An 18,671-nucleotide genomic window follows, 5' to 3' on the forward strand; every position below is an offset into this window, starting at 1 on the left:
GGACTACCCCACCGAGCCGAGGGCGCGTACGACGGCGCTCGGGCTCGGGCGGCCGAGCTGTCCGGCCATCCAGACGCTGGTGCCGACGACGGCGTCGAGGTCGACGCCGTGGTCGATGCCGAGCCCGGTCAGCATCCAGACGAGGTCCTCGGTGGCGAGGTTGCCGGTGGCCGACTTCGCGTAGGGGCAGCCGCCCAGGCCGCCGGCGCTCGCGTCGAACGTCGTGATGCCGGACTGCAGCGCCGCACACGTGTTGGCGAGCGCCTGGCCGTAGGTGTCGTGGAAGTGCATGGCCAGCCGGTCGGTGCCGACGCCCGCGTCGGCGAAGGCCGCGACGAGCGCGCTGACGTGGCCGGCGGTCGCCACGCCGATGGTGTCGCCGAGGCTGAGCTGGCTCGCGCCGAGGTCGAGCAGCCGCGTCCCGGCGCTGACGACCTGCTCGATCGGTACGGCGCCCTCCCACGGGTCGCCGAAGCACATCGAGACGTAGGCCCGGACGTCCATCCCGGCATCGCGGGCGCGCGCGACGGTGGGCTCGAACATCGCGAACTGCTCGTCGAAGGTGCGGTTGAGGTTCTTGCTCGCGAAGGTCTCGGTGGCGCTGCCGAAGATCGCGATGTGCTCCAGGCCGAGCTCGAGCGCCCGGTCGAGCCCGCGCTCGTTGGGCACCAGCACCGGGAGGTGGCGGCCCTCCTCGCCGAGGCCGGCCATCAGCTCGGCGGCGTCGGCGAGCTGCGGCACCCACCTCGGGTGCACGAAGCTGGTGGCCTCGACGACCGGCAGGCCGGCCGCCAGGAGGCGTCGTACGAACTCCGCCTTGACCTCGACCGGGACGATCGCCTTCTCGTTCTGCAGGCCGTCGCGCGGACCGACCTCGTAGATCGTGACCCGCTCGGGCATCCCCTCGGCGGGCACCCGCATGGGGAGCTCAGTCATCGGACGCCTCCACCGTGAACAGTGCGGCGCCGAGCTTGACGAGGTCGCCGACGCTCGCGCCGACCGCCGTCACCGTGCCGGCGAACGGTGCCTTGAGCGCGAGCTCCATCTTCATCGCCTCCATCACCCCGAGCGTCTCACCCTCGGCCACGGCCTGGCCCTCGGCGACGTTGACCGCGAGCACGGTGCCGGGCATCGGCGCGAGGAGCGTGCCGTCGCCGACGGCCGAGGCCTGGTCGCCGAACGGGTCCGGTCGGTGCCACACCCACCGCTGGCCGCGGTGCACGACGTCCACGACGTCGCGCTGGACGTTGAGCACCGCCTGCTCGGCGCGATCGTCGACGACGAGGTGCACGGTGTGGTCGGCGGCCGACACCATGCGTACGGCGTGGTCGACGCCATCGAGCGAAACGGTCCCGCGGGAGCGGTCGACGAGCACGGTCCTGTCGCCGAGCACGACGGTGTCGGCCGCCGGCTCCCCTCCCATGCGCCAGCCGTCGGCCCGCCACGGACCGGCGGTGCCCGGTCCGACGTGCATCGTGTCGAGCAGGACCTCGGTCCACGCACCGAACACCAGCGCGAGGGAGTCGTCGGGCGCGGGCACCTCGTGGTGGTCGAGCCAAGCCGTGTCGATGGTGGTGTCGCGGAACTCCTCCGACGCGGCGAGCGCGCGGAGGAAGCCCGTGTTGGTGGTGATCCCGAGGATGGCCGTCGCGCCCAGCGCCTCGACGAGCGCCTCCCGGGCGGCCTCCCGGTCGGGTCCCCACGCGATGACCTTGCCGAGCATCGGGTCGTAGGAGGTGCTGACCTCCTGCTCGGGTTCGAGGGCGTGGTCGACGCGGACGTGGTCGCCGCTCGGCCACCTCACGATGGAGGTGCGTCCGGCCTGAGGGAGGAAGCCGTGGAAGGAGTCCTCGGCGTAAACGCGGGCCTCGATCGCGTGACCGTCGAGCGTGACGGCGTCCTGGGCGAAGGGCAGCGGCTCGCCGCCCGCGACGAGGAGCTGGAGCTCGACGAGGTCGACCCGCTCGCCGTCCACCCGGACGACCTCCTCGGTGACCGGGTGCTCGACCTGGAGACGGGTGTTCATCTCGAGGAAGAAGAACTCGCCGGTCGCGTTGTCGAGCAGGAACTCGACGGTCCCGGCGCCGACGTAGCTGCACTGCTGCGCCAGGGCGACCGCGGACGAGGTGATCGCCGCTCGCTGCTCGTCGCTGATCGTCGGGGCGGGCGCCTCCTCGAGCACCTTCTGGTGCCGGCGCTGCGTCGAGCAGTCGCGCTCGAAGAAGTGCAGGACGGTGCCGTGGCTGTCGCCCATCACCTGCACCTCGATGTGGCGGCCGGACTCGACGTACTTCTCCACCAGGATGGTGTCGTCACCGAACGACGACCGCGCCTCGCGCTGCGCGGCGGCGAACGACTCGTCGTACTCCGCCGCCGAGCGCACCACGCGCATGCCCTTGCCGCCACCGCCGGCCGCGGCCTTGACCAGCACCGGGTAGGCGAAGGACGTGTGGTCGTCCTCGAGCGAGTACGACGGCACGACGGGCACCCCGGCCGCCACCGCGACCTCCCGGGCGGCGTCCTTGCGGCCCATCGCGTCCATCACGTCGGCCGACGGCCCGACCAGGGTGATGCCGGCCTCGGCCAGCGCGCGGGCGAACGGCGCCCGCTCGGACAGGAAGCCGTAGCCCGGGTGCACGAAGCCCGCGCCCGACTCCCGCGCGGCCGCGACCACCGCGTCGATGTCGAGGTAGGACCCGACCCTCACCACCCGGTCGGCCTCGCGCACGTGCGGAGCGTCGGCGTCGAGGTCGGTGTGGATGGCGACCGTGGCCCAGCCGAGCCGCTTCGCCGTGCGGATCACGCGTCGCGCGATCTCGCCGCGGTTGGCGATCAAGAGGGTGTTCATTGGTCTCCTTCGACCTGCGCTGGTTGAGGTGCGAGGAGCGCCAGCGACGAGCCTCGGAACCTGCGTGGTTTCGAGGCTCGCTTCGCTCGCACCTCAACCGCCGATGGGTGCTACATCCTGAAGATGCCGTAGGACGGCTCGGGGATCGGGGCGTACGACGTCGCGGCGAGGGCCATGCCGAGCACGCGGCGGGTGTCGGCGGGGTCGATGATCCCGTCGTCCCAGAGACGCGCGCTGGCGTAGTAGGGCGAGCCCTGGGTCTCGTACTGCTCGCGGATCGGGGCCTTGAAGGCCTCGACCTGCTCGTCGGTCTCGAGGTCCCCCCTCGTGTCGTTGCGCACCGTCGCGAGGACCGACGCGGCCTGCTCGCCGCCCATCACCGAGATCCGCGCGTTGGGCCACATCCAGAGGAAGCGGGGGTCGTAGGCGCGCCCGCACATGCCGTAGTTGCCGGCGCCGAACGAGCCGCCGATGACGACGGTGAGCTTGGGCACCACGCTGCACGCGACGGCGGTGACGAGCTTGGCGCCGTCGCGCGCGATGCCGCGGTTCTCGTACTCGCGCCCGACCATGAAGCCGGTGATGTTCTGCAGGAAGACCAGCGGGATCTTCCGCTGGTTGCACAGCTCGATGAAGTGCGCGCCCTTGAGCGCCGACTCGCTGAAGAGGATCCCGTTGTTGGCGACGATGCCGACCTCGTGGCCGTAGATCCGGGCGAAGCCGCACACGAGCGTGTCGCCGTAGAGCTTCTTGAACTCGTGGAAGCGGCTGCCGTCGACGACGCGGCGGATCACCTCACGCACGTCGTAGGGCGTGCGGGTGTCGGTCGGCACGACGTCGTAGAGCGACTCGGCCGGCTCGTGCGGCTCCTCCACCTCCGCAGCGGGCTCGCGGTCCGGGCGGACCGCGGGCAGCGTGTCGACGATCGAGCGGACGATCGCTAGCGCGTGCGCGTCGTCCTCGGCGAGGTGGTCCACGACGCCGGAGGTGCGGGCGTGCACGTCGCCGCCGCCGAGGTCCTCGGCCGTGACGACCTCTCCCGTCGCGGCCTTCACCAGCGGCGGGCCGCCGAGGAAGATCGTGCCCTGGTTGCGCACGATCACCGTCTCGTCGGACATCGCCGGGACGTAGGCGCCACCGGCCGTGCAGGAGCCCATGACGCTGGCGATCTGCGGGATCCCCCTCGCCGAGAGGTTGGCCTGGTTGAAGAAGATCCGGCCGAAGTGCTCGCGGTCGGGGAAGACCTCGTCCTGCATCGGCAGGAAGGCGCCGCCGGAGTCGACGAGGTAGATGCACGGGAGGTGGTTCTCCGCGGCGATGGCCTGCGCCCGGAGGTGCTTCTTGACCGTCATCGGGTAGTAGGTGCCGCCCTTGACCGTGGCGTCGTTGGCCACGATCACGCACTCGCGGCCCGAGACGCGGCCGATGCCGGCGACGACACCGGCCGACGGGACGGCAAACTCGTCCTCGGAGCCGGCGGGGCCGTACATGCCGTAGGCCGCCAGCGGCGCGATCTCGAGGAACGGGCTGCCGGCGTCGAGCAACCGGTCGACGCGGTCGCGCGCGAGCAGCTTGCCGCGGTCCGTGTGCTTCTTGCGGGCACTCTCCGAGCCGCCCTGCCGGACGCGGGCCAGGCGCGCACGCAGGTCGTCGACGAGCTCGCGCATGGTCGGGGTGCTCACCGTGGTGGGCGCTGTCGTGGTCTCGGACACGCGGCTAGGTTAGCGATCGTTAACCTGATGCGTCCAGTGACGGGAACTCCCCGTGGACGGTGGTGCCGCGACCCGGCTGCGAGGTCACGGTGAGGGTGCCGCCGGCGGCGGCCATCCGCGCCTCCATCCCCAGCAGGCCCCCGGGATCGGTGTGGTGGCGGTCGAAGCCCCGGCCGTCGTCCGTCACGCTGAACGCCAGGTGGGGCTGCCCGCGCAGGGTGACGAGGACCGACTCGGCGTGGGCGTGCTTGGCGACGTTGGTGAGCGCCTCGAGGATGCAGAAGTACGACGCCGCCTCGACCTGGGGCGTCTGGCGCTCGTAGCCGGACACCTCGAGGGTCACCGGCACGACCGAGCGCCGGGCCGTCGCCTGGACGGCGATCGCCAGGCCGCGCTCGGTGAGCAGCGGCGGGTAGATGCCGCGCGCCAGCTCGCGCAGCTCGACGAGGACCTCGCGGTTGTCGGTCGCCAGCCGGTCCAGCAGGCCGGAGGCTCCCTCCGGCCGTCCGGCCTGCAGCTCCTTGCGGGCCCGTTCGATGGTCACGCTCATCGCGAGCAGGCGCTGCTGGGCGCCGTCGTGGAGATCGCGCTCGATGCTGCGCCGGGCGGCGTCGGCGACCTCCACGATGCGGGTGCGCGACTCCTCGAGCTGCTCGGTCCGCTCGTGGAGGCGGCGGTAGGCGTCGCGCACCAGGTAGATCACGACGACGACGACGCTCGGCAGGGCGCTGGCTGCGACGATCGCATTGACCCACCACACGTCGTCGAGGGTGGCGGGTCTCCGGTACTCCGCGAGCGCGACGAGCGCCGAGCTCCCCAGCACGGCGAAGGTCCCGAGGCCGTCGAGCCAGCGCCGGGGGACGTACGGGATCGCGACCAGCATCGGGACCAGGACCAGCATCGTCGTCAGCGGGACGAGGATCGGGGTCGCCCACGTGCCGCCGACGGCGAACACCCCGGCGGAGACGGCCAGCGCGCCGATCGCACCCTCGCTCCCCCACCGCCGCGCGAGCGGCGCGCTCGCGACGGCGAGGACGATCGAGACGGCCATCACCGCGAGGTCGACCAGCACGGTCGTGTGTCGGAACCCGGCGACGTACACCACCGCGACGCTCACCGTCGCGACGGTGAGCGCGACGACGTTGATCCGGAGCAGGCGGCCGAGCGCCGGGTCGAGCGCCTCCCACCCGGAGAGCAGGCGTGTCATCGCGGCCGTGACGCGCCGCCCGTGACCCCGCCGCCGACGCCGGCCTCGCTCAGGAAGACCAGGGTGGCCGCGACCCGGCGGTGCACCGGTGAGTCGGCCGGGAGGTCGAGCTTGGTGAGGATCGAGTTGATGTGCTTCTCCACCGCGCGGTCGGTGACCACGAGGTCGTGCGCGATCGCGCCGTTCGTCATCCCGCGCGCCACCATCGAGAGCACCTCGAGCTCGCGCGGGGTCAACCGGTCGAGCAGCGAGTCGTGCCTCCTGGTCCCGGTCGCCACCAGCGCGTCGACCACGATCTGGTCGATCACCGACCCTCCGGCCGCCACGGTGCGGAGCGCGGCCACGAGCTCGTCGACGTCGGCCACGCGCTCCTTGAGGAGGTAGCCGCGACCGTCGCTGCCCTCGCGCACCAGGTCCAGGGCGTACTCCACGTCGGAGTACTGGGTGAGGGCGACCACGCCGGTCCCGGGGTGCGTACGGCGCAGCTCCGCAGCCGCGCGGATCCCCTCGTCGGTGAAGTCGGGAGGCATCCGGATGTCGGTCAGCAGGACGTCGGGCCGGTGCGCGTCGACGGCGGCGAGGAGCTCCGGGAGGTTGGTCGCGGTCGCCACGACGTCGATGTCGTCGAACCCCTCCAGCAGCGCGAGGACCCCGGCGCGGAGGAGGTCGCCGTCCTCGGCGAGGACGACGCGGATCGGCGACATGGCCGCACTGTAGTCACGGGACGCGGACCCCGTCGGTAGAGCAGGCACCACCTCTGGACCACCTCCCGACCACGCGCGCGAGGAACCCGTCGTCCCCCGGCCTTGCACCCTCCTGCCCCGAAACTGCGGGCAAAGGTGGTGGTGCCACCACTGGATTTCCCCGGGAGCGCGAGCAAGACTCGGGAGAGCTACGAGGTGCGTTGATCGTGGGGATCAGCCGGAGGGCCGCTGCGGGGGTGCGGTCGCGTCGGAAGCACCTAGGGGAGGCACGTGTGATTCCGCTCGCCGTCTGGGAGCAACCGAAACGACCGCTGCGCCGCGACGTGGTGCTGCCGGTGCCGCGACCATCGGGCGACGGGATGGACCTCGAGGGGTTAGCAGGCTCTAACCTCGACGACGTGACCAGCCGCCGCCAGCAGATCCTCGACATCGCGGCCGAGCTCTTCGCCGCGCGCGGGTTCCACGGCGTGTCCGTGTCCGAGCTCGGCGCCGCCTGCGGGATCTCCGGTCCTGCTCTCTACAAGCACTTCGAGTCCAAGGACGCGGTGCTGGCCGAGATGCTGGTCAGCATCAGCGAGACGTTGCTGGCCGAGGGCCGCTCGCGCGTCGACGGCGCCGAGGGGCCGCGTCAGGCGCTCGAGGCGCTCATCGAGTGGCACATCGAGTTCGCCCTCGACCACCGCGCGCTCATCGTGGTCCAGGACCGCGACTGGAGCAGCCTGCCCGACGAGGCACGCGAGCGCGTCCGCGCGCTCCAGCGCGCCTACGTCGACGTCTGGGCCACGCAGGTCCGGCGCCACGACACCTCGCTGAGCCCCGAGGCCTCGCGCACCCGCGCGCACGTCCTGTTCGGGCTGCTCAACTCCACCCCGCACAGTGGCCGGCTGCCCGACCCGCAGATGCACGACGTGCTCCGCGAGATGGCCCACGGGGCGCTCGGTCTCGCCTGACCGAGCGGGGGCCGGCGTCGGCTCACCAGGCGTCGAACGGTCGGTCCAGCTCCAGCAGCCGGGCCGCTCGCACCGCTGCGTCCTCGGCGACGACCAGGTCGTCGACCGCGTCCGGCTCGAGCGCGTCCGGCCCTGCACTGGCCGTTGAGTCTCCTGGAGACTCAGGGTCGAGCGCGGGGCGGGTGAGGCGGTGCAGGTCGCGCAGGACCCGGTCGCGCGACAGCCCGCGCAGGTGGGTCAGCACGAACGGGTCGCCCTGGATGAGCCATGCCAGCTGGGTGAGCACGGCGAGGGCGTGCGGGCACGGGTCGAGCCAGCCCTCGCAGCTGCACGCCGACCCCAGCTCGCCGCCGTACGGCAACAGCTCGACGCCGGCCTCCTCGACCGCCTCCACGAAGGCGTGCGGCAGCTGCCCGGCCATCAGGGCCGCGATCCGGCCGGACTCCGCGGCGACCAGCTCGGTGAACGCGGCGGCGTCGGACTCGTCGAGGACCGGAACGGTCACCTCGACGGTGTACGCGTCGTGCCCGTCGGTCACGGCGGCCACCGCACCGCCCTCGGTGACGGCGATCGAGCCGACCGAGCCGGCCCGCGCCAGCGCCCTCCCGGCACGCAGGTCCTTCTCGCCGAACGCCGCCTCCTCGACCGCGCGCAGCACCGCCTTGCTCCACCACGTGCCGGCACCGCCGCCTCGACGGGGAGGCAGCCGGGGATGGGTCGTGGTCGTCCCGTCGCTCATCGGCGGAGCCTCACCAGGTCGTGGAGCTCGGCGTCGGACAGCTCGGTGAGGGCGGTCTCGCCGTGGGCGAGGACCGAGTCGGCGATCGAGCGCTTGCGGGTGAGCAGCTCGGCGATCTTCTCCTCGATGGTGCCCTGGGTGACGAACCGGTGCACCTGCACCGGCTTGGTCTGGCCGATCCGGTAGGCGCGGTCGGTGGCCTGGTCCTCGACGGCCGGGTTCCACCAGCGGTCGAAGTGGAGGACGTGGTCGGCGGCGGTGAGGTTGAGCCCGGTGCCGCCGGCCTTGAGCGAGAGCAGGAAGACCGGGACCTCGCCGGCCTGGAAGCGCGCGACCATCGCCTCGCGCTCGCGCACGGGGGTGCCTCCGTGGAGGAGCTGGTGCGGCACCCCCGTGGTGCCGAGGTGCCGCTCGAGCAGGCGCGCCATGGCGACGTACTGGGTGAAGACGAGGACCGCGCCCTCCTCGGCGACGACCGTGCCGACGAGCTCGTCGAGGAGCTCCAGCTTCTCCGAACGACCGCGCAGCTTGGGGTTGGGCTGGCGCAGGTAGTGGGCCGGGTGGTTGCAGATCTGCTTGAGCCCGGTGAGCAGCTTGAGCACGAGCCCGCGCCGGGTCTCCTCGTCGGCCTCCTCGATGCGGCGCATCGACTCGCGCACGAGCGTCTCGTAGAGGACCACCTGCTCGCGGGTCAGGCCGAGCAGGTGGTCGGTCTCGGTCTTCGCCGGCAGCTCGGGCGCGATGCCGGGGTCGGACTTGCGGCGGCGCAGCAGGAACGGGCCGATCAGGTCGGCGAACTGCCGCGCCTTGGTGGGCTCGAGGCCGGACTCGATCGGTCCCGCCCACACCTTGCGGAAGGCGTTGCGGCTGCCGAGCAGGCCGGGGATCGCCCAGTCGAGGATCGACCAGAGCTCGGTGAGGTCGTTCTCGACGGGCGTGCCGGTCAGCGCCACGCGGGCCGTGCTGGGGATGGTCCGCAGCGCGCGGGCCGCGGCCGACCGCGAGTTCTTGATGTGCTGGGCCTCGTCGGCGACCACCAGGTCCCACGGCACCTCGGCGAGCAGCTCGGCGTCGTTGCGCATCGTCCCGTAGGTGGTCAGCACGAACCCGCTGACGCCGTCGAGGTCGCGGGCGCTCCCGTGGTGGCGTCGTACGGGCACGCCCGGCGCGAAGCGACGGATCTCCGCCTCCCAGTTGCCGAGCAGCGACGCCGGGCACACGACGAGCGTCGGACCCACCTGATCGGTGGTCGAGGTGCGAGCGGAGCGAGCCTCGAGACCACGCCCCTGCCGGTGGAGGTGCAGCGCGATGACGGTGATGGTCTTGCCGAGACCCATGTCGTCGGCGAGGCAGGCACCGAGGCCGAGGCCGGTGAGCTCGGCCAGCCAGCTCAAGCCCCGCCGCTGGTAGTCGCGGAGGTCGGCCTGCAGCGTCGGCGGTACGTCGACGAGGTCGCCGGTCGCCGCAGCGTGGAGACGGTCGCGGACCTTCAGCAGGCTGGCTCCGACGACCGCCTCGTAGGGGACGTCCTCGACGTCGACCACGCCGGTCAGCGTCACGGCCAGCGCCTGCACCGGGGTGATCGTGCGGATCAGCCGCTTGCGGGCGCGCTTGATCACCGAGGAGTCGACGGCGACCCAGTTGTCGCGCAGCTTGATGATCGGGCTCGTCGCGCGCGAGAGCTCGTCCATCTCGTCCTCGGTCAGCTCCTCGCCGTGCAGCGAGAGCTGCCACTCGAAGCCGAAGAGCGCCTGCGGCCCGAACAGGCCGTCCTGCAGCGGCTCCTCGCGGGACCCGGTCGCCGACCTCCCGCCCCCGAGCTCGACGCGCTGGGTGACGTCGCGGTCGAGGTACTTCGGCCACATCACCGGGTGACCGGCCTCGGTCAGGGCGGCCGCGCCGCTGTCGAGCAGCGACAGGATCTCGTCGGAGTCGAGCACGATCTCGTCGGGTACCCGCAGGTCGAGCAGCCGGTCGAGCACCGGCCAGGCGTCGGCGGCCGAGCGCAGCGCGATCGCGGCATGGGTGCGCGCCCGCTCGCCGAACCCGTGCGCCGCGTCGGGACCGGTGTCGGCCCAGAGCTCGGAGGCGTCGGCCATGTGGGCCGCGTTGTCGACCGCGTGCACCTGCAGCACCAGCCGTACGGCGCCCGCGACGAGCTCCTCCTCGTCGGCCTCGATCCGGAAGGAGATGGAGACCAGGTGCGGGCGGTCGTCGCGGCCGCGCGAGCGGATCCGCGCGATCCGCCGCTGGAGCTGGTCGCTGAAGTCGTCCGGGGTGGACGTTCGCGGTGCGGGCCGCGCCGGCAGACGTGCGCCGTGGCGCGAGCGCCCCGGCGTCGTACGCGGCATCGTGTCGACGACCGCGTCGAGCAGCCCGCGGACCATCCCCTCGGCGGTCGCCGCGTCGAACCCGTCGCTCGCGCGCGAGCGGGCCAGGTCGGCGATCCGTCGCTCGTCGGCCGCGTCGAGCCCGGCGACCTGCCAGTGCCGGCCGGCCGGGTCGGGCGCGAAGCGGCCCGAGGCCACCAGCTGCAGGCCCATCAGCGCGGCGCCCGCGAGCAGGGCGACCGAGGGGTGCAGGTCGTCCTGGTCGCGCACCTTGCCGAGCACGGGCAGGGCGCCGCGGATCGGCATGACGATCGTGCGCCGGTCGTCGGTGAACTCGATCGAGCCCTCCCGGGGCGGCTCCCCCACCAGCAACCTGGCAGGACCGGTGACCGGGACAAAGCTCATGCGACCTCCGGGGTGGTACGGGCAACAGGACGCTAACGCGCGGCACCGACAGGGAGTTCCCGGCCACTACGGTCGGTGGCATGACCTCCGACCTGGACATCTCGGCGCTGCTCGCGGACCACCCGGTGATCGACGGGCACAACGACCTGCTGTGGGAGGCGCGCGAGCAGGTGCACTACGACTTCACCCGCCTCGACGTCGGGACCGGAGGCACGCCCACCCACACCGACCTGCCGCGGATGCGGGCCGGCGGGGTGGGCGCGCAGTTCTGGTCGGTCTACGTGCCGACCCGGCTCGCCGGTGACGACGCCGTCAGCGCGACCCTCGAGCAGGTCGACGCGGCGCGCCACCTCACCGGCTCGTACGACGACCAGCTGGCGTGGGCGACCACCGCCGACGAGGTCGAGGCGGCGTGGGCGTCGGGCCGGATCGCCTCGCTCATGGGCGCGGAGGGCGGCCACTCGATCAACTGCTCGCTCGGCACGCTGCGCCGCCTGCACGAGCTGGGCGTGCGCTACCTGACGCTCACCCACAACGCGAACACCCCGTGGGCCGACTCGGCGACCGACCGCCCGGCCGTCGGCGGGCTGACCGCGTTCGGCCGCGAGGTCGTGCGCGAGATGAACCGCACCGGGATGATGGTCGACCTCTCCCACGTCTCGGCCGACACCATGCGGGCGGCGCTCGAGGTGTCCGAGGCTCCGGTGATCTTCAGCCACAGCTCGGCGCGGGCCGTCACGGACAGCCCGCGCAACGCGCCCGACGACGTGCTCGAGCGGATGGCCGCCGGCGGTGGCGTGTGCATGGTGACGTTCGTGCCGAAGTTCGTGAACGCGGCCTGTGCGGACGCGCACCGCGAGATGGTGGCGGCCGCGCTGGCGGAGGGGATCCTCGAGTCGGACGGCGTACGCTTCGCGGCCTTCGAGGCGACCTGGGTGGTCGACCACCCTGCCCCGACCGCGACCCTCGCGGACGTGGTCGCGCACTGCGAGCACGTGCGGGAGGTCGCCGGGATCGACCACGTCGGGCTCGGCGGCGACTACGACGGCGTCGCGGTGCTGCCCGCCGGGCTCGAGGACGTCTCCACCTACCCGGCGCTGCTCTCGGCGCTCGCCGACCGCGGCTGGTCGGCCGACGACCTCGCCCGGCTGACGTGCCGCAACACCCTGCGGGTGATGCGGGAGGTGGAGGAGACGGCGCGCCGGATCCAGCAGGAGCGCGGCCCGAGCCTGGCCCGGATCGAGGACCTCGACGGCGTACCGGCTCTGGAGTCACCGGACATCCGGTGACCGCAACGGTTGTCAGCCGAGATCCGGGCCGACAACCGTAGGACTCGGGCACGAAGGTCCGCTCGTTCCCCGAGGAGTGACCCTCCCACCGTGCCGGGACGGCAAAAGGATTGGTTCGTTGTCCGAGGCAACAATTACCGTTGCCCGGTGACCGACACGCAGATCCAGTCCGGCGAGACCGTGCCCGACAGCTCCGACAAGCTCGACAAGGGCGTCCTGATGGTGGCCGGTGTGGTCGTCCTCGGCGCCATCATGTCGATCCTCGACATCACCGTCGTCTCCGTCGCGCTCAACACCTTCCAGGAGGAGTTCGACGCGACCGCGGCCGAGGTCGCCTGGACGATGACCGGCTACACGCTCGCCCTCGCGAGCGTCATCCCGCTGACCGGGTGGGCCGCCGACCGGTTCGGCACGAAGCGGCTCTACCTGCTCGCGGTGGTCCTGTTCACCGCCGGCTCCGTGCTGTGCGCGACCGCGACGTCGCTCGAGCTGCTCGTCCTCTACCGGGTGCTGCAGGGCCTCGGCGGCGGCATGCTGATGCCGCTCGGCATGACGATCCTGACCCGCGCCGCCGGCCCCGAGCGCGTCGGTCGCGTCATGGCCGTCCTCGGCATCCCGATGCTGCTCGGCCCGATCTTCGGTCCCATCCTCGGCGGCGCGCTCATCCAGTCCGCCTCGTGGCACTGGATCTTCCTGATCAACCTGCCCATCGGCATCGCGGCCATCGTCTACGCCTGGGTGGTGCTGCCGAAGGACGAGGTCGAGCCGTCGGAGAGCTTCGACTGGCTGGGCATGGTGCTGCTGTCCCCCGGCCTCGCGGCGTTCCTCTACGGCGTCAGCTCGATCCCCGAGGAAGGCACCGCGATGGCCGCCCGGGTCCTCGTCCCGGCCGTCGTCGGCCTCGCCCTGATCGTCGCGTTCGTGCCGTGGGCACTGGCGAAGCGCAACATCCACCCGCTGGTCGAGCTCCGCCTGTTCTCCAACAAGAACATGACCGTCGCGATCATCGCGATGAGCCTGTTCGCGATCGCGTTCTTCGGTGCCTCGCTCCTCTTCCCCCTCTACTTCATCCAGGTCCGCGGCGAGGGCACGCTCTTCACCGGCTGGCTGCTGGCCCCGCAGGGATTCGGCGCCATGATTACGATGCCGATCGCCGGCATCCTGGCCGACAAGATCGGCCCCGGGAAGATCGTCCTCACCGGCGTCACGGTGATCACCGTCGGCATGGCGATGTTCACCCAGATCGGTGCGGACACCTCCTACGTCTACATCCTCGGCGCGCTCTTCATCATGGGCCTCGGCATGGGCGGCACGATGATGCCGATCATGACCGCCGCGCTCGCGACGCTGACCGCGCACAACGTGGCCCGCGGCTCGACGCTGCTCAACATCACCCAGCAGGTCGCCGCCTCCATCGGCACGGCGCTCTTCTCGGTGATCCTCACCAACCAGATCAAGGGCAGCGACACGATCGCCCAGGCTGGTGCGGTGCGCGGCGCCGCCGGGAGCGACGACCCGTCAGCCCTCGCGCGGGCGGCCGAGCAGCTCGGGATCGACCCCACCTCGCTCGAGCAGCTCTTCGCCCGTGCCACCTCCGACCTGGCCGACTCGTTCGCGACGGTGTTCATCGTCGCGACGGTCCTGGTGGCGTGCTGCCTGATCCCGGCCGCCTTCCTGCCCCGCAAGAAGGTCGCGCCGGTCGACCCCACGGCGATGATGGGTCACTGACCCCGCACCGCCACGTCGTACGACGACCGCGGCCCGTCCTCCTGCGTGGAGGGCGGGCCGCTGCCGTTCGACGGAGCATGATGGCTCCCAGAAGTTCTTCCGCGAGAGCTGTCGATTTCCGGCTCCGGGCGGCGACGGGCTCGTGACAGGCCCCGACCGGCGGGGCCACAGCACGAGAGGCACCACCATGAAGTACGTCCTGATGTACACCTCCCGCCCCGACCTGGCCGCGGGCACCGACCCCGAGGCCGCGCAGGCGATCTACAAGCGCGTCTACGACTGGTTCGGTGAGAACGCGGGCGTGATGGCCGACTCCGGAGCCGAGCTGCTCGGCGTCGAGACCGCGACCACCGTCCGGCACTCCCCCGACGGCGCGGTCGTCGTCGACGGCCCCTTCAGCGAGGCCAAGGAGGTGATCGGCGGTTTCAGCGTCATCGACGTGGCCGACATGGACGCCGCCATCGCGGTCGTGAAGACGTGGCCGATGCTGGACCTGCCGGGCGTGGCCGTCGAGATCCGTCCGATGGTCGAGGACTACTCGCAGTTCGAGTGACCAGCGGCGCGGACCGGGACGGCCCATGAGCACCACGGACGACCTCCTCGCGCGGACCCTGCGCGAGGAGGCCGGACCGCTGGTGGCGTGGCTGTCCCGACGCTTCGGCGACTTCGACCTGGCGGAGGAGGCCGTGCAGAGTGCGGTCGTCGAGGCGCTGTCGACGTGGCGCCGCGACGGCCCTCCGCAGCGCCCCGGCGCCTGGCTCCAGGTCGGCGCGACTCGCAACGCGATGGACGGGATGCGGCGGCGCGACCGTCAGCGGGCACTGGGCACACGGGTCGACGTACCCGCGCACGACGACGGCGCCCACGCCACCGACGACCGCCTCGCGCTCCTCTTCGCGTGCTGCCACCCCGCCCTCGCCCCGGAGGCGCGGCTGGCACTCACCCTTCGAGCAGTCGTCGGCCTCACCACTCCCCAGATCGCGCGCGCGTTCCTCGTGCACGAGAGCACGCTCGCGCAACGGATCGTGCGGGCCAAGCGCAAGATCGTCTCGGCACACATCGCGCTCTCCGTGCCCTCCGAGTCCGAGTTGACCGAGCGGCTCGCCGACGTGCTCGCCGTGGTCTACGTGATGTTCAACGAGGGCTTCGTCTCCTCGGCCGGCGCCACGCAGGACCGCGACCTCGCCGCGGACGCCGTCTGGCTCGCCGGCGTGATCGCGACCGCGCTTCCCGACGAGGCCGAGGCGTGGGGCCTGGCCGCGCTCCTCACGATCCAGCACGCCCGCAGCCGGGCGCGTTTCGCCGACGGTGACCTCGTCCTGCTGCGCGACCAGGACCGCACGCTGTGGGACGCGGCGGCAATCGCCGAGGGTGAGCGGTTGATCGAGCGCGCAGCCTCGCTGCGTCGGGCCGGCCCGTACCAGCTGCAGGCGGCGATCGCCGCCGTGCACGCCACCGGACCCAGCTGGGCGGAGACGGACTGGCTCCAGATCGCGCTGCTGTACGACGAGCTCGCGCGCTTTGACTCCTCCCCCGTGGTCCAGCTCAACCGGGCGGTCGCCCGCGCCCAGGTCGTCGGGCCGGCCGAGGCGCTGGACCAGCTCGACCACCTCGCCGAACGGCTGGAGGACTACCACCTGTTCCACGCGACTCGCGCACAGCTCCTCAGCGACCTCGGCCGCGACGACGAGGCAGCGACTGCGAACCGACGGGCCCTCGAGCTCACCACGAACGATGCCGAGCGCCGGCTGCTGACCACCCGCCTCCATCGGCGACGTCTTGATGACGGGTCGTGACCGGGTCTGCGTCACACCGATCACCACCCATGGGTGCCCGTTCGCATGACGCTGCGGGGTCCCGGGCTCGGGCGTCATGCGAAGCGTGAGGTATCGGTGCGGGTTCGTACGACCCTCGCGGCGTCAGCCGAGGGCGTCGAGGGTGGTCAGCCCTGGATGGCCAGGGCGAGGGGCAGTACGGCGCTCGCGCCGGCCTCGCGGATCGCGGTGGCCGCGACGGTCAGCGTCCAGCCGGTGGTGACCTGGTCGTCGACGAGGAGCACCGTGGCACCCGGCGGGACGTCGGCATCCAGCCCGCCCCGGCGCCGTACAGCGGCGACGCGCTGCGCGGAGTTGGTCTGGCCGGCCCGGGGAGGGACGGCGTGGTCGCGGATCGCCCACGTGCCGACGACGGGGACCTGCATGACGCGGGACAGGCCGTCGGCCAGGTCGCGGCTGAGCGTCGGCCGAGTCGCGGACTCGACGACCACGATGGCGTCGGGGCGCGACTCCCACTCGGGCGCCCAGTCCTTCATCACCTCCATCACCGCCTGCGCGAGCGGCGGCGGGACGGGGCCGTCGGGGGTGTCCTCGCGGAACAGCGCCCGGAGCGACTGCCCGTGACCGAGGTCGGTGAGCCGGGCGACGGCACGCCCGGTCTCGGCGCCCTCCGCGATCTTGCCCTTGAGGTCGAGGCCGAGGTTGGCGAGCGCGGTCGGCCACATCTTGCGCGGCTCCACCGCGACGCCGGGACGCGCGAGCCGCTCGCCCGCCTCCGCGACGGACGCCTCGCTGACCTCGGTCGAGAGGGTCAGCCCCCCGCAGTTGTCACAGCGCCCGCAGTCGACGGCCTCGGGGTCGTCGAGCTGCTCGCGCAGGAACCGCATCCGGCACTGGTCGGTCGCGAGGTAGTCGAGCATGGCCTGCTGCTCACGCTCGCGGGCCTCCGAGACCCTCGCGTAGCGCTCGGCGTCGTAGTCCCATGTCCTGCCGGTGGCGACCCAGCCGCCCTGGACGCGCTGGACGGCGCCGTCGACGTCGAGCACCTTGAGCATCGACTCGAGCCGGTTGCGGCCGAGCTCGACGCGGGTCTCGAGGGTGGCCGTGGACATCGGCCGGTCGGACTCGGCGAGCGCGGCGAGGGTCTCGCGCACCTGCTCCTCGCGCGGGAAGCCGAGCGAGGCGAAGTAGGCCCAGATGTCGCGGTCCTCGACCTGTGGCAGCAGCACCACGGTCGCGTCGTCGGTGCCGCGGCCGGCGCGGCCGACCTGCTGGTAGTAGGCCACCGGCGACTGTGGCGCGCCCAGGTTGATCACGAAGCCGAGGCTGGCGTCGAAGCCCATCCCGAGCGCGCTGGTGGCGATGAGCGCCTTGACCCGGCCCTCGACCAACGCCTGCTCGAGGGCGTGCCGCTCGTCGGGATCGGTCTGGCCGGAGTAGGCCGCGACCTCGAGACCGCGGTCGCGGAGATAGCCCGCGACCTCCTGGGTGGCCGCGACGGTGAGGCAGTAGACGATGCCGGACCCGGGCTGCTCGGCGAGGTGGTCGGCGAGCCACGCGAGCCGCTGCTGCGGCGTCTTCAGCCGGACCACGCCGAGCCGCAGCGACTCACGGTCGAGGGTGCCGCGCTGGACGAGGACCTCCTGGTCTCGTGACGGGCGCTGCGCGCCCTCCTCGACAGGCGGGGTCTCCGCGGAGCCGTGCACGCCCAGCTGCTCGGCCACGTCGGCGGTCACGCGGGCGTTGGCGGTGGCCGTGGTGGCGAGCACCGGGATCCCCGACGGCAGCTCGGCGAGGAGCGTGCGGAGGCGGCGGTAGTCCGGGCGGAAGTCGTGTCCCCAGTCCGAGATGCAGTGGGCCTCGTCGACCACCAGCAGGCCGCAGGTCGCCGCGAGGCGGGGCAGTACCTCGTCGCGGAAGCCGGGGTTGTTGAGCCGCTCCGGGCTGACCAGCAGGACGTCCACCTCGCCGGCCTGGATCTGCTCGTGGATCGGCTGCCACTGGTCGATGTTGGTGGAGTTGATGGTGACCGCCCGGATGCCGGCGCGCTCGGCCGCGGCGATCTGGTTGCGCATCAGGGCGAGCAGCGGGCTCACGATCACGGTCGGCCCGGCTCCCGCCTCGCGCAGCAGCTTGGTCGCGACGAAGTAGACCGCCGACTTGCCCCACCCGGTGCGCTGCACGACCAGGGCCCGCCGCGCGTCGACGGCGAGCGCCTCGATGGCGTCCCACTGGTCCTCGCGCAGCACCGCGTCGTCGCGTCCGACGAGGGCGCGCAGGTGGCGCTCGGCCGCGGCGCGCGCGGAGCGTCGTACGTCGTCGGTGACGGCGGCGGAAGTCATGTGTCCTGTCTACCAACCACCACCGACGCCTGCACCGGCGCATCCACAGGGGCGCAGGCCCGTCCCGTCTAGGGTGGCGCGCCATGGAGAGCCCGCGCGACGCGTCGTCCTCGGCCACCGTCCTCACGCCGCGGCCGCTCGTGCGCACCCTCGCCCTCTGCGTGCTGGTGCCAGGGGCCGTCCTGGCTCCTTCGACCTGGCTGGCCGGTGGTGAGCACCGCGGGATCCTCACCGCGGCGGTCACGTTGCTCATGGTGCTGCTCCCCCTGTGGGCGCTGTGGTGGCTGACCGGTCGCACGATCGTCGTGCACCCCGACCGTGTCGTGGTGTGCCGTGGAGGCCGCGAGGTGCGCACCTTCGCGTTCGACGACCTCGTCGAGGTCCGGCCCGGCGTCGACGGGTCGGCGGGCGCCGCGACCCCCGAGTTCTGGAACAAGTCCGTCACCGTCATCGGCCGCACCACCTCCGGAAAGCGACGCGGGCTCACGGTGACCGCGCAGACGGTCGAGAGCATCGACCCGCTGCTCGTGGCGCTCGTGCCCGTGGTGGCACGTCGTCCGGGCCTGCTGCCCCACGCGGTCCACCGCACGCTGTTCGACGAGCTCGTCGCGGACCTGGGCGGACCCCAGCGCGAGTGACGAC

The 18,671-nt window shown here is 72.4% G+C and carries 14 protein-coding genes; 6 read left to right on the forward strand and 8 right to left on the reverse strand.

Features of this window, described 5'->3' with window-relative positions; translation table 11 throughout:
• Positions 1-3: 3 nt before the first annotated feature.
• The 5 genes from L2K70_RS12205 to L2K70_RS12225 all read right to left on the reverse strand — a co-directional run bounded on the left by L2K70_RS12205 (position 4) and on the right by L2K70_RS12225 (position 6,471).
• Complete coding sequence (locus tag L2K70_RS12205; RefSeq protein ID WP_236402255.1) at positions 4-936, reverse strand: hydroxymethylglutaryl-CoA lyase; 933 nt, start codon at positions 934-936, stop codon at positions 4-6.
• Complete coding sequence (locus tag L2K70_RS12210) at positions 929-2,848, reverse strand: acetyl/propionyl/methylcrotonyl-CoA carboxylase subunit alpha (RefSeq protein WP_236402258.1); 1,920 nt, start codon at positions 2,846-2,848, stop codon at positions 929-931. Before L2K70_RS12210 ends, L2K70_RS12205 begins: the two co-directional genes overlap by 8 nt.
• A 110-nt stretch (positions 2,849-2,958) precedes the next feature.
• On the reverse strand, positions 2,959-4,560 hold the full coding sequence (locus L2K70_RS12215; protein WP_443689307.1) for a carboxyl transferase domain-containing protein: 1,602 nt from the start codon (positions 4,558-4,560) through the stop codon (positions 2,959-2,961).
• A gap of 19 nt (positions 4,561-4,579) precedes the next feature.
• Positions 4,580-5,767, reverse strand: a complete 1,188-nt coding sequence (locus tag L2K70_RS12220) for a sensor histidine kinase (RefSeq protein WP_236402261.1) — start codon at positions 5,765-5,767, stop codon at positions 4,580-4,582.
• The gene (locus tag L2K70_RS12225; RefSeq protein WP_268930488.1) at positions 5,764-6,471 is read right to left on the reverse strand and encodes a response regulator transcription factor; all 708 of its coding nucleotides are present in this window, start codon (positions 6,469-6,471) and stop codon (positions 5,764-5,766) included. The genes L2K70_RS12220 and L2K70_RS12225 overlap by 4 nt, the downstream gene beginning before the upstream one ends.
• Positions 6,472-6,869: 398 nt before the next feature.
• Here L2K70_RS12225 and L2K70_RS12230 point away from each other — a divergent pair, with 398 nt between their 5' ends.
• A complete protein-coding gene (locus tag L2K70_RS12230) occupies positions 6,870-7,421 on the forward strand; it encodes an SACE_7040 family transcriptional regulator (RefSeq protein WP_236402262.1) in 552 nt (183 codons plus the stop codon).
• 22 nt (positions 7,422-7,443) lie between these two features.
• Here L2K70_RS12230 and L2K70_RS12235 read toward each other — a convergent pair whose 3' ends face one another.
• Both L2K70_RS12235 and L2K70_RS12240 read right to left on the reverse strand, forming a co-directional pair.
• Positions 7,444-8,160, reverse strand: coding sequence for an SWIM zinc finger family protein (locus L2K70_RS12235; RefSeq protein ID WP_236402263.1), 717 nt, complete (start codon positions 8,158-8,160; stop codon positions 7,444-7,446).
• On the reverse strand, positions 8,157-10,895 hold the full coding sequence (locus L2K70_RS12240; RefSeq protein ID WP_236402265.1) for a DEAD/DEAH box helicase: 2,739 nt from the start codon (positions 10,893-10,895) through the stop codon (positions 8,157-8,159). The genes L2K70_RS12235 and L2K70_RS12240 overlap by 4 nt, the downstream gene beginning before the upstream one ends.
• Positions 10,896-10,975: 80 nt before the next feature.
• Between L2K70_RS12240 and L2K70_RS12245 the strand changes: the two genes are divergently transcribed.
• From L2K70_RS12245 to L2K70_RS12260, 4 genes are all read left to right on the forward strand, one after another.
• Positions 10,976-12,184: a dipeptidase gene (locus tag L2K70_RS12245; protein ID WP_236402266.1), complete on the forward strand. Its 1,209-nt coding sequence runs from the start codon at positions 10,976-10,978 to the stop codon at positions 12,182-12,184.
• 147 nt (positions 12,185-12,331) lie between these two features.
• A complete protein-coding gene (locus L2K70_RS12250; RefSeq protein WP_308195800.1) occupies positions 12,332-13,912 on the forward strand; it encodes a DHA2 family efflux MFS transporter permease subunit in 1,581 nt (526 codons plus the stop codon).
• 187 nt (positions 13,913-14,099) lie between these two features.
• Positions 14,100-14,465 (forward strand): YciI family protein, encoded by a 366-nt coding sequence (locus L2K70_RS12255; protein WP_236402271.1) that lies wholly within the window; start codon positions 14,100-14,102, stop codon positions 14,463-14,465.
• Positions 14,466-14,490: 25 nt separating this feature from the next.
• Positions 14,491-15,708, forward strand: a complete 1,218-nt coding sequence (locus L2K70_RS12260; protein WP_236402274.1) for an RNA polymerase sigma factor — start codon at positions 14,491-14,493, stop codon at positions 15,706-15,708.
• A 146-nt stretch (positions 15,709-15,854) separates the two neighbouring features.
• Here the strand turns inward: L2K70_RS12260 and L2K70_RS12265 are convergent, their stop codons facing one another.
• On the reverse strand, positions 15,855-18,029 hold the full coding sequence (locus L2K70_RS12265) for a RecQ family ATP-dependent DNA helicase (RefSeq protein WP_236402275.1): 2,175 nt from the start codon (positions 18,027-18,029) through the stop codon (positions 15,855-15,857).
• 83 nt (positions 18,030-18,112) lie between these two features.
• Between L2K70_RS12265 and L2K70_RS12270 the strand changes: the two genes are divergently transcribed.
• Positions 18,113-18,667, forward strand: coding sequence for a hypothetical protein (locus L2K70_RS12270; RefSeq protein WP_236402277.1), 555 nt, complete (start codon positions 18,113-18,115; stop codon positions 18,665-18,667).
• The last annotated feature ends 4 nt before the right edge of the window (positions 18,668-18,671 follow it).

The organism is Nocardioides potassii, from assembly GCF_021648885.1.
In the GTDB taxonomy this organism is placed as follows: domain Bacteria; phylum Actinomycetota; class Actinomycetes; order Propionibacteriales; family Nocardioidaceae; genus Nocardioides; species Nocardioides potassii.